This window comes from Pseudoalteromonas sp. M8 (assembly GCF_018141365.1).
Lineage (GTDB): Bacteria > Pseudomonadota > Gammaproteobacteria > Enterobacterales > Alteromonadaceae > Pseudoalteromonas.
In genome coordinates, this window is record NZ_CP047240.1 from 2,281,471 (window position 1) to 2,294,033 (window position 12,563).

Sequence of the window (12,563 nt, forward strand, 5' to 3'; positions counted from 1 at the left end):
TTTTAAAATTCAAGACTTGGAGAAATTGACTTGAGATTCACTGAACTTGGGATAGATACGCGCCTAGAACAACAATTGGCTCACCAAGGGATCACGGAACCGACCGAGATCCAAGCGCATGCCATCCCAACGGCTCTAGCTGGCCACGATGTTTTTGCGCAGTCTAAAACAGGCTCTGGCAAAACCCTAGCCTTCTTGCTGCCTGCCGTACAGCGTGTAATGAAACAAAAAGCGCTGAGTAAACGCGATCCTCGCGTTGTTATCGTAGCTCCAACTCGTGAACTCGCGACTCAAGTATTCTCTGAGTGTCGTGCACTGTGTGCTGGCACTAATATTCAAGTCTGTAAGATTTTGGGTGGTGAAAACTACAATGATCAGGTAAAAGCGCTACGCCGCGACCCGCATTTTGTGGTGGGTACTCCTGGTCGTATTGCCGATCACGTTGAAAATCGTTCATTATTTTTAGGCGGTCTTGAACTGCTTATTTTTGATGAAGCAGATCGTATGTTTGACCTTGGCTTTGAAAAACAGTTGGACGTCATTAATGATTCTGCGGATCACCGCCAAAGACAAACGCTGCTATTTTCAGCCACACTAGACCATACTCAAGTTGAAGCATCATCACGTCAATTACTTAAATCGCCAAAGCGCATTATGTTAAGCAATGCCCACCAGCAGCATGAAGACATTAAGCAAGCACTCTACTTTGCCGATCATTTAGATCATAAAGAAGCGCTGCTTAAGCACTTCATCACACAAGATGACGTAGGACAGTGCATTATCTTTACCGCAACTCGTGGCGACACAGACCGATTAAGCAAACTGTTAAATGAGATGTCGATTAAAGCGGTATCGTTGTCGGGCGATATGCCGCAAAATAAGCGGTTAGACATTATGGAAAGCTTCAGCCGTGGGATTTATAAAGTGCTGGTTACCACAGACGTTGCCTCTCGTGGTCTCGATTTGCTCTCCGTTACCCATGTTATGAATTTTGACTTGCCTAAGCAGGCAGAAGAATATGTCCACCGTATCGGTCGTACAGGACGTGCCGGATTTAAAGGCACTGCGATTTCATTTGTTGGCCCCAAAGATTGGGATAGCTATGTGGCAATCAAAAACTATCTTGATGAGCCACTACGTTTTGAAGAAGTCCCCGGTCTTGTTGGTAAATTCAAAGGACTTAAGCAAAAACCGCAGCAGAGTAAAAATCGCTCTGCAGAGTCTGCGCCAAAGCAAACAAGTAAACCTAAGAAAAAGCCGGTGAAAAAATCACAACCGAGAAAAGTGGTCCCGCCACCAATTGATATTGACGGTACTATGCCGATGCGTCGCAAACCAAAACCACAAACTGACGAGGAATAATCATGTTAGGTCAAATCAAAATGTTAACCATTGAAGAGCTTACCGCGGAAGGGGCTTATTTAAACGGTGGTGAGCTTGGCGATGTGTTTCTTCCTCGAGCAGAAGTGCCAAAGCACACCGAAGAAGGTGACTCTGTTGAAGTATTTATCTATTTAGATAACTTGGGACACGCAACGGCAACAACCAAAAAGCCACTTGCACAAGTCGGTGAGTTTGCTCTGCTTCGCGTAAAAGAGATCAATAAGGTTGGTGCTTTTATGGATTTGGGCATTGAAAAAGACGTGTTAGCGCCTTTCAATGAACAAAAACCGAAAATGCGCGACGGCTATAGCTATTTGGTTAGGCTTTACCTAGACAACGCGAGTAAGCGTATTTGTGCGTCTAGTGCGCTAGGTAAATTTTTGAGTAAATCAAAAGCCGAGTACGAAAAATTCGAAGAAGTAGACCTAATCGTCGCGGCAAAAACCGATCTTGGCTATAAAGTGATCGTCAATGAAAAACACTTTGGATTGGTCTTTTTCAATGATGTGTTTAAGCGCATGTATATCGGTCAGCGCATGAAGGGCTTTGTAAAAGCGGTTCATGACGAAGATAAGATTGATATCGTGTTAGAAAAGCCAGGTATAGGTAAGGTTAAAGACCTTGCGGAAATCATTTATAGCAAGCTCGAAGAAAGCGGCGGCTATTTACCGCTAGGCGATAAATCAGATCCTGACGCCATCAAGCGTACTTTCTCTACCTCTAAAGCTAACTTTAAAAAAGCCATCGGTGGTTTATTCAAAGATGGCCGAATTGATATCGAAGCGACTTCTATTTCAATTCGCAAGTCTTAAACGCACATAATACTTAACCTGAGGTTTGGATAAGGAATGTTCCAACTCATTGTTTCTAAAGAACAACTTAGTTTTTCCTTTTCTAGCCAGAGAGTTTTAGGGAAAACACCGCTTCCGCGTCCTGCTCTCGCTAAGGTACCTACATCCTGTAGGCAAGGCGAATTTACGCACCAATAGCTGGCTATTGGAAGTGAATTCAACGCAGTTAGCGCTAAAACTGGCTGCTAGAAAGGCATTAATTATCCGCAGCTCAGGTTACTTAGCAAGTCTCAACCTGAGACTTGCTTGTTACATTACACTGACTTCAAGCATATCACGCCATTTATCTACCGCTTTTAATCCCAGCTCAAACCCCAATTTATAATCAGACTTTAAGGTCTCAGGGCTTGAGCCTAAAATCATAGATTCCAGTGGTCTATTGGGCGCTATTTGAATGATGTTAACATCTTCTGGTGGTGAATTCATAAAGTTCACCGCATCGGCATAGCGACTTTGATAGTGATGATACATTTCAAACATTCGAGGAGATTGATTAACGCGCCGCATGATTGGCTTTAAGCGCTCAAGCACTGGCATTTTGCCATCGTCATGTGCCTCAATGGTTCTGATCACCCAAATCGTCTTTGCCCCTTGACTGTGTGCCCAGCGCACGGGTAAAGGATCGGCCACGCCTCCATCCATCATTCCGTGACCCGCAACTTTAACGCCTGGACGATATAAAAAAGGGATCGCACTAGAAGCCTTTAAATGGGTAAACATGTTATCGTGCCACGTATGCAAATAATGTGGCTCAAGCGAGTCTAAGTGACTTGCAACCGCATAAAAGTTACTTTCCGGCGTGAGATGGTTAGGCTCAGTTGGAAACCGTACTTTGCCGCTGTGCTCTACTTGTTGAAAATACCAATCCAAGTCAATGACATTACCACCGGTAAAAAATCGCGCGGGACGGAAAAACTGCTGCTCCGTCGTCAGAGATTCGATAGCAGTTTGCGCATATTGACTTGCGCGAGCACAATAGGCTGCGAGGTTTTGTGCACCCGCTGAGACACCCACTTTTAAATCAAAAGGCGTAAATTTTTTCTCAAGAAAAGCATCAAGCACGCCCGCTGTAAAAATGCCTTTTTGACCTCCACCCTCAGCGATAATTGCAGAGCGTATGTTAGTTGTCATGTTGTGCTCTTTTTATTATATAAACCTGTACGCATCTTATTTTACTGTGGGCAAAAACCCGAAATTCAAGCTTTCATACCACTTAGCAATAAAAATGCCCTGCAGAACAGCGTTGTTCAAGCAAGGCATTCATAATATCCACAGTGTGATTAATATGCGGTTAAAGTTTGCTTACAGAACTCTCTACCGGCCGTTTTAAAAAGCTGACTAATAGCGCGGGTAAAATGGTGAGTGTGACGATAGTTGCCATAGCAATACCACAAAGCACTATCATGCCAACGCCTCGATAAAGTTCAGATCCTTCTCCTGGAATGAACACCAATGGCGCAAGACCGCATAGGGTTGTCATCGTTGACATCACAATCGGTTTTAATCGCGTTTGTAGTGCTGAGATCACCGCCTCGTAAACACTCATTGCGGTACTCTCAAGGTTTCTGCGGCTTTGATCCACAATCAAAATAGGGTTATTAACCACAGTCCCTAACAAGATTAAAAAGCCAAGCATGGTGATCATGTCAAAAGGCTGGTGGAAGGTGCCTGTTATGCTACCAATGCCATTAATAGTAATTAGTCCAAGTAAGCCCCCTGCCATGCCAAGCGGCACTGTTGCCATGATAAATAGCGGGTAGCCCCAATGCTTGAAGATAGCGACAAGTAATAAGTAACACAGCGCTAATGCAACGATAAAATTACTGCCCAGCGCTTCTTTGGTTTTGTCTAGTTGATCGGCAGCACCACCTATACTCACATTGACACTAGGAAGCAGATCGCCCTGCATCTGAAGCTGCGGTAGTAATTCCGTTCTTACTAATTCCTGCGCTTCCTCTAGGGCAACATTTCTTGGAGGAATAATATATACAGTCACGGTTCTACGACCATCAACTCGGCGCAAACTATCACTGTCTGCTTTTTCTCGTAGATCGGCCAAAGCGCTCAACGGGATCAGTCCAGCTTTGGTTACAACTGGAGATTGCGCTAATTGCGAAAGACTTTGCTGATTACCCGACTCAGAAAATAAAAAGACGTCGACTTTGTCATCGTCTAAAATCAACTCATCAACATAAGCGCCGTCACTCAGGGCTGCGACCGTATAGCCGAGTTCGTCAGCACTCATACCCACTTCAGCCAGCCGTTGCCATCTTGGTTGAATCTCTATTAACGGTTGGTCGAGTGTCAGAGAAGATGGTGCAGAATCCACTTGTGGATTATCAAAGACCTCCCCCGCTAACCGGTACACTGCATCTGCCGCCCGGTAGAGCGCCGTTTGATCTGTACCGCTAATATCTAAAGCGACCGCTCTTGAACCGCCATCATTACTTGAGATAATCGAGCCTCGTGAAGAAAATGCACGCATTCCTGGGTAGCTTCTAAACTTGGTCGTGATTGCCTCCATCATTTCATCGATGTATTCACGGTTGTATGGTTCACTCAATAGCCAAATGCTACCAACACCAACGGACATCGAATAATATTTTAAAGGTGGCAACGACGTTTTACCTGATACAAAATCGCTGTCATCGTTTTCCAAATGCTTATTTAAATAAGGAAGTAGTTCATCAGCAATTTTTTGCATATGGCTGAGGTTATAGCCCGGAGGCGCTATCATCATAGAGAACGCTTTTGGCTCCTCTCCCTCTGGCAAATATTCGGCTTTAGGCATAAATAACCACGCCCCACCGAGTAACAACACACTACCGAATACAATACACACTATGCGAGCACGTGGACTTGATAACATCGCCGGAATAAACGTTGGTAGTTTAGGCGTAGACAACATGCCACTGGAGATTTCCTTACAGGCAAAATTTGCATTAGCAGCAGGCACCACAAACAAGGCGACCAACATAGAAGCGATGATTGCGGCAGAAATAGCTATTGCTACATCGGAATAAAGCTGTCCGGCTTCTTGCTGAATAAATAAAATAGGTGCGAATACCAACACTGTGGTCAGGGTTGAAGCAAGCACCGCAGGCCATACCTCTTGAACACCGGTAATGGCTGCTTGAAGTTTGTCGAGACCTCGGCGTCTGGCTTGCTCTATGTTTTCAAGTACAACAATGGTGTTATCAACCGTCATGCCAATGGCGAATGCAACGCCGGCGAGGGAAATCACGTTGATCGTTCTGTCAAATAGCAACAGGCCCAAAAATGCCGCGATGGTACAAATTGGAACGCCCATCACACCAATAAAGGTCGAGCGTGGGCTCTTTAAAAACCAAAACATCACCAGAGTCGCAAGCACCGCACCTAGCGCTAAATTCGTCCAAACATTTTCAACAGATCCTTTAACGTAACGAACATCATCGCTCAATAGCGTCAGTTGTAGTCCATTACTTGCAAGCATGTCACGGTTGATGCGAGCCACTACCTCCATCATTTCTTCTTTAATCGCCATCACGTTAGAACCACTTTCCCGTCTCACCGAGAGCATTAAGGTTCGCTCGCCATTGTTATAGGCAATATCGCGCACTTCATAATGATCAAGCTTTACCTGAGCGATGTCTTTGAGCTTAATTGTGGTGCCCGCACGGTGACTGACTACCAGCTCTTCTAGCGCTTTAGCTGACTCAAAGCGGCCGACCATACGCAGCAAATAACGGCGTTTACCACTGTCTATATCGCCGGCAGAGGCATCTTGGTTACGGCTGCGTATTGCATTTCTAACGTCAACTAAGCTAATTCCACGGCTCGCCAATTGTTCTTGATCTACCAAAATTTGTACTTGATAGAGTGCACCACCACGCACACCAACCTGAGATACTCCACTGACTCTTTCCATTTCTGGGCGAATAAAGTCTTCGGCATAATCACGAAGCATATCGATATCAAGATTGAGTGGATTTCCCGGTTGTGGCTTTAGATTAAAAAACATAAAGGCATTGCTCGAAAACGCGCTGCTGTATAACACCGGCTGGTCAACGTTTTCAGGATAATTTGGTACTTGAGATAACGCATTACTCACGTTTATGAGCGCTTCGTTGACGTCGACACCAAATGGAAACTCAAGCTCTATCTCTGCCTCACCGGTATTTGCATAACTGGACATGCGAGTTAGATTCGCAAGTGAGCGAAGATACCTTTCTTGCTCTATAAGTATTTCTTTTTCAACATCCTGTGGCGTGGCACCGGGCCAATTGGTCACCACAGTGATGGTTCTTACTTCAAGATCTGGGATCATTTGCACCGGAATTTTAAACGCTGCAACAATACCCAATATCGAACAGATCAATACCGTGACTGCAACTAAAATGGCGTGATTTACACTGGCTCTTAACATCACCCGCTCCTATAAACCCGGTACAATGTTTAATGCTTGGCCTTCTTGCAATAACTCATTGCCTTCAACCACCACTTGTTGCCCTATCTCTAAGCCAGATAGAACTTCAATATGACCATTAATTCGCTCACCAATTTGAACGTTTAACCGCTTTGCTTGACCGTCAACGGCCACAAAGACACTGAACCCACCGTCGGGATGACGCAAAATCGCATCGCTAGGAATAATCACGCTGTGGTCTTGTGCTCGAATTAGCGGCAGTTTTGCCGTAGCCGATGCGCCGACACGCAACTGCGCATCTGTTGGGATTGCCAATCTTAATAGAAACGAGCGACTGGTTTTGTCAACGACAGGAAGTTTTGCCAATACATGAGCTTGATGCTGCACGCTTGGCGCGCTTGCAACACTAAAATTAACGACGCGGCCAAGGTTAATAAGCTGAAAGTACTCTTGTGGTACTTGCAAATCGAGCCACAGAATATCGCTACTTACTAGCTCAAACACCGTTTGTCCGCGCGTCACCCACTCACCTAAATTAACCGTGCGCCTCGCTATTATCCCCGTAAAAGGCGCTTTTAATTGATGGCGGTTAACGAGCTCTCGCTGATAAGCTATCTTAGCTTGTGCTTCTAAAAGAGAGGCTTCTGATGCTTGTAACTTTGCCTGTCTGTCAGCAAGCTCTGTTTGCGCAAATAATTTTTGCGCAAACAGAGACTGTGCTTCTTTTACCAACCTTATCGCATTGTTGCGATCGACCTTGGCACGCTCAAGTGCAGCTTCTACACTTTTCAGCTCAGCTTTTACTAAAGCTGCATCGAGACTCAGCAGTACAGCATTTGCTTCAACAATGTCGCCGGCTTCAGCTGAGATCTTAGTGATTACACCATCGGTTAAACTTGACACTTGTGCATGTTGTGCGGCACTAATCGAGCCAGTTAAAGACAGTGTTCGTTCAAGCTGTTGTTGCTTTACATCAGTGACCACAACGTTGACCGCTGCAGCATAAAGGTTAAAGGATAAAAGAGAGAATATTAAGCAAACGCATTTCATGTAGTTTGATCCAAAGTTAAAAGCACTATTCCTTTTCGTAAGCACTTGGCAAAAGTACCTACTGATCTCGACTGAGCATTGCAGCTGGCGAGTTTATATCACTATAACGCGACACACTAACACAAATAAAAATCATTACTATCTAAACAGGATGAATGACCTCAAAAGTGTAGTTTGTGAAATAATGAATGAACAAAGAACATACAGAAATGACGCTTGGAATAAAGTAGACATAAATGTTGCTATGCCTACTTTAAGGGGTTAATTGCAGTGATTTAATTTAACAATACAAGTGAAGTGACATTACGAACACCAGGATGACTCATATAATCATTTTTAATTCCTTCAACTCTCAGTGATTTACCAATCAAACTCGGGTTAAGCTTGGGACTAAATGCATCACGCTGAGCTGCTTCCAACTTAATATATAGCTTGTTGCCAACGACAGTTGCGTCGCTTAATTCAAGCGCATAGATATCGTTTACAGCAGCTGTGATTTTGCCACTGACTACCACTGCTGAGCCATTATTTAGCGCTAATACGTCAGCAACACTCATATCACTAGATGGCTCTGTCGTTGTACCAACGGTTTGTATTTCACTGACTTCTCGTATCCCCGGTGCACTCATATACGATGAGCGAACACCTTTGATAACTAAAGTAGAATCAAGAATGGATGGATTAAGCTGCGGACTAAATGCAGCACGCTGGTGACTTTCAAGTTTAACATTTATCGTATGAGTAGGATTTTGGCTGTCCTCAAGTACTAAAGCATAGATATCATTAAGTGCAGATTTAACACGCCCAACAAGCTCAATTTCATTGCCCTCGGCGGTTGCAAGCGCCTGCTCAACCGACAATGCCACTGGTGCAATCTGAATATCGCTTACATAACGAATACCAGCCTCACCCATATAGCTGTCTCGAGTACCAGTCACTATAACTGATTGACCAAGGATCTCTGGATTGAGTTGCGGGTTAAAGTCACTGCGCTGAGCAGATTCAAGCTTTACGTTGATACTTAGCGATGCGTTGGCAGTATCTGTGAGTAATAGGCCATAGATACCGTTTACTTCGGCTGTCACTTTACCTAACACTGCAAATTTAGACCCAGCTGAAGCAGCAAGTGCCTGTGCTACAGAAATCGTGCCATCAGGAGTTGGCTTTGGATCGGGATTAGGATTAGGATCTGGATTGGTTTGCCCTGAACCATAAGGCGCATTGAAAGAGTTATTTTTATAGCTATCTGTATTCCATGCATCAAAACCCGATGCAGGCGTCCCCCATGGCTGACCATTGTTTGGATCAGACATTTCTTGCGGCGCCATTGGCACAGGTGTTACTTCGCCGCTTGCATGACCGTTAGTACCATCAAAGTACTGATACGACTCAGGCGTTGCTAGCCAATTGATGATGTTGACCGAAAGTACAGCTGCATTACCTCTGTCCGTCCAGCCGGGGTAAGTCTTTTTACTATTACCATTATCCTGACGCTTGTATTTAGGTGTAGCGTCTTCAATTGGGGAAGAATCACCAATAAACGCGGCTTTACCTAATCCGGCTTTTGAGATAGCAACATACGGGCCTTCATTTCTACCACCAAAGTAAAGTCCATCATCTTTAGCATGACGCCACTTAGCTGGTGTATCTGAAGGTGAAAAATAAACCAAGCCCTTCGCTTTTTGTTCATCTACAATCGCAAGCGTCGCGCCTGCGGCCATCAATACAGGAGTAACTCCGAGTGTGATCCCTTCTGTTTTGCTCGCAGACTCAATACCACTTACGCCTTGCTTGTAGTCAGCGGCATTAAAGCGAAAGCGGATCCCAAAATTTTCTGCAAGCCATCCCATGTCTGCTGATTTTGGATTACGCCAGTCACCGTACTCACCACCTAGATTATACTTGGCCAGATCTGAGCGGTTGTAGCCGTTAAAGACTTCAGTGGCATCCCACGTATTTAGATTACGATCCGCGTCATAATGATCCGCAATAAAAAATATCCCTTTTCCATCCGCTACAAACTGCAATAACGCTGCTTGCTCTGATTGAGTGAAAGGACGGTTAGTTTCTGCCAATACAAAGACATCTGCATCTTTAATCGCATCGTAGCTGATAACCGCTTCATTTTGATTGCTTTGAGAGGTACGGTCGTCAAAGAATCTAATCTTGCCGTCATTGTTTAAATCAACACCGCGATATTCTTTTACGGTATATCCTTCATTAACCAATGCATCCGCAAAGTCTGAAAACGCACCGTCAATAACCCAATCGGCATTTCCCTCCACGCCACCGTGTGACACATCAAATAATACTGTCTTACCATTGCTGTTTGTGGTTGGTGTTTTAACTGGAATATGGTTATTCCAGTCATACGGCTGTGCCGCAAACACAGATGTGGATATAGCCGCAGCCAAAACTACGCTGCTAAGCTTGAAGTTTACTTGTTTCATTCGTCAAATCCCGTTGAAAATTATAAAAAGAAGCGATAAAAAAGCCGCCAAAATATGGCGGCGTAGTGTATTAGTTCAGCGGTTGTGTTAAATCCAGCTGATAAAGTGCAAAACCTCGTTCGTCGGTTTTGCCAGTAGGTAGAATATGATTAAATTGCTGACTGTAGGTTTCAGCATCCGCACTAGTTGAACTAAAAAACTCAATATTAGCGCCAACTACAGGTGCAAATGACCAGTTCATATCTGCCGATGGATCAAGTCCTGCGGCACCATTTTGGTCGCTAACAAAAGTAATATAGTCAGCAACGACCTGACGGTTCTCATTTGGCGAGTCGACAACGATTTTATCTCCCTTAATATTTGGGAAATTACCGCCACCAGATGCACGATAGTTATTCGTTGCAACCAAGAATACTTGGTCGTCCTTCACCAACTCACCTTGATACTTCAATGCCTTAATGCGGTTACCGTTTGACACCTTTTCACCGTTTGCCGCGTAGCGTGCAGGCTCAGTGACATCAATTTGATACGTCACACCATCTAGCACATCATAGTTATATGAAGGAAAGTCTGGATTGATCAGCGCTTGAACGCCTTCAGTATTCGGTGTGATTTGATTGAACTGGCCTGCAGACATTTCAAGCCATTCGCGCACTTCGCTGCCCTTGAGCTTCAACACCTTAAGTACGTTAGGATAAATGTACATATCTGCAACGTTACGATAGGCGATATCACCTGCAGGAATTGCGGTAAAGTCATCTGGCCCGCCACGCCCAGCTCTAAAGGGTGCACCCGCAGACAGAATAGGTAATCCATCAAGCTCAGTACCTTGCACTATTTTTGCTGTATACCATGCTTGTGCGTCAGTCACGATTTGGATTGAGGGGTCGTCATTCACTAACGCAAAATAGCTGTTCACAGTGTTGGTGATTTTAGCAAAAGGCTCATTCACCCATGCGCGCGTTTCAGCATGCTCACTATGCACTACCGCTTCAATTGCTGCATCGCTTTCAACCAATGATATCGTGTTTCGATTTTCATCCGTTTCATAGATTGGTTTAAGCGTTGACTGTGAGTCAACCACCGTCCATTTACCTGACTTAAACTGGATATCTAAGTCAATTACACCAAGGTGATTTCCCCAAAAACCAGGCATTACAGCCGCAACGCCATTGATTGTGCCTTTATCGTTATCAACACCATGTGCCGCTAAGTCTGCATAGCCCGAACCTGGGAAGTTTGCATGCGCATGACCAAACATAATGGCGTCTATATCATCCACCTTAGATAAGGCATAAGATGCGTTTTCAGCCATTGGCTTATCGGCAGATACATCAAGACCTGAGTGCGGAATAGCAACGACAATATCCGCGCCTTCAGCTTTCATTTTAGGCACGTAGTGTTTTGCCATTTTTACGATGTCTTTGGCTATCACTTTGCCTTCAAGATTGGCCTTATCCCATTGCATGATTTGTGGTGGAACAAACCCGATAAAGCCAACTTTAATCACCTGAAGTTTGTCATTCTCGTCAAAGAATTGCTTTTCTTGAATTAGGTAAGGCTTAAATAACGGCACATCATTTGTTTCATCTTCGTCGCCATCAACCTTAAATACGTTTGCACTGATGTAGGGAAAATTCGCATCGTCGATTGCTTCGTCTAAAAACGCCAAGCCAAAGTTAAACTCATGATTACCAATATTTGCGACATCGTACTCTAGTGTGTTCATGGCCTTATAAACCGGGTGAACTTCTCCCTCTTTGAGGTTTTTGATTTTCGCCATATAGTCGCCAAGCGGACTACCTTGGATCAAGTCGCCGTTATCTACTAGCATGGAATTTTTAACTTGGCTTCTCGCTTGATGGATTAACGCCGCGGTTTTCACTAGACCCACTTTGTCGTCTTGCTTGTCTGAAAAGTAGTTGTAGTTCAATACATTTGCATGCAAATCTGTGGTTTCTAGTAAACGCAAAGACACCGCAGTGCCCTCTTTTGGAATATCAGGTCCTTTCGGCACGTTTATATCAACATTGTTATCTGAATCTGAGCAACCAGTAATAATGCTTGTGGCACCGCACAATAGTGCGATTGGAAGTAGTTTTGTTTTCATAAGTCCTTTCTTTACTTTGTTTGCATACCCGTGCGCATGCGTTTAGTTATTTCAGCAATACCAAGTCACGTCTCTTCTTACTCCACTTCATAGAAGCTGAACCTAGAAGCACAGCGAGTCAGTATAAACCGTTGCGTTTTGCGTGGCGGGTGTCACTATACGAGGGAAAAAAGTCAAGAAAGCTAAGCTTTTATGGCAGTTCAGTGGGATAAATATGACGTTACTAAGTCAGGAGGAGTGAATTAATTTTAAAGTGAAATATACACAAAAAAGCCTCCACATTGGAGGCTTTAATTGTGACTTTTACATTT

Annotated in this window: 7 protein-coding genes; 2 read left to right on the forward strand and 5 right to left on the reverse strand. The window is 44.3% G+C overall.

Going from position 1 to position 12,563, the window contains the following annotated elements; all coding sequences use genetic code 11:
- The first annotated feature begins 30 nt into the window (after nt 1–30).
- Both GSF13_RS14925 and GSF13_RS14930 read left to right on the forward strand, forming a co-directional pair.
- A complete protein-coding gene (locus tag GSF13_RS14925) occupies nt 31–1,362 on the forward strand; it encodes a DEAD/DEAH box helicase (protein ID WP_211866088.1) in 1,332 nt (443 codons plus the stop codon).
- A gap of 2 nt (nt 1,363–1,364) precedes the next feature.
- Nucleotides 1,365–2,195 carry a S1-like domain-containing RNA-binding protein gene (locus GSF13_RS14930; protein WP_010379092.1) on the forward strand — a complete coding sequence of 277 codons (831 nt, stop codon included), beginning with the start codon at nt 1,365–1,367 and terminating at the stop codon, nt 2,193–2,195.
- A 288-nt stretch (nt 2,196–2,483) separates the two neighbouring features.
- On the opposite strand, the gene GSF13_RS14935 is transcribed toward GSF13_RS14930, so the two are convergent.
- The 5 genes from GSF13_RS14935 to GSF13_RS14955 all read right to left on the reverse strand — a co-directional run bounded on the left by GSF13_RS14935 (nt 2,484) and on the right by GSF13_RS14955 (nt 12,252).
- Nucleotides 2,484–3,365, reverse strand: a complete 882-nt coding sequence (locus GSF13_RS14935) for a patatin family protein (protein WP_102056833.1) — start codon at nt 3,363–3,365, stop codon at nt 2,484–2,486.
- A 160-nt stretch (nt 3,366–3,525) separates the two neighbouring features.
- Nucleotides 3,526–6,642, reverse strand: coding sequence for an efflux RND transporter permease subunit (locus tag GSF13_RS14940; protein WP_211866089.1), 3,117 nt, complete (start codon nt 6,640–6,642; stop codon nt 3,526–3,528).
- A gap of 9 nt (nt 6,643–6,651) precedes the next feature.
- A complete protein-coding gene (locus tag GSF13_RS14945; protein WP_211866091.1) occupies nt 6,652–7,692 on the reverse strand; it encodes an efflux RND transporter periplasmic adaptor subunit in 1,041 nt (346 codons plus the stop codon).
- Between the two features lie 275 nt (nt 7,693–7,967).
- A complete protein-coding gene (locus GSF13_RS14950) occupies nt 7,968–10,142 on the reverse strand; it encodes a DUF6359 domain-containing protein (RefSeq protein ID WP_211866093.1) in 2,175 nt (724 codons plus the stop codon).
- Between the two features lie 70 nt (nt 10,143–10,212).
- The gene (locus tag GSF13_RS14955) at nt 10,213–12,252 is read right to left on the reverse strand and encodes a bifunctional 2',3'-cyclic-nucleotide 2'-phosphodiesterase/3'-nucleotidase (protein ID WP_102056837.1); all 2,040 of its coding nucleotides are present in this window, start codon (nt 12,250–12,252) and stop codon (nt 10,213–10,215) included.
- Nucleotides 12,253–12,563: the final 311 nt, after the last annotated feature.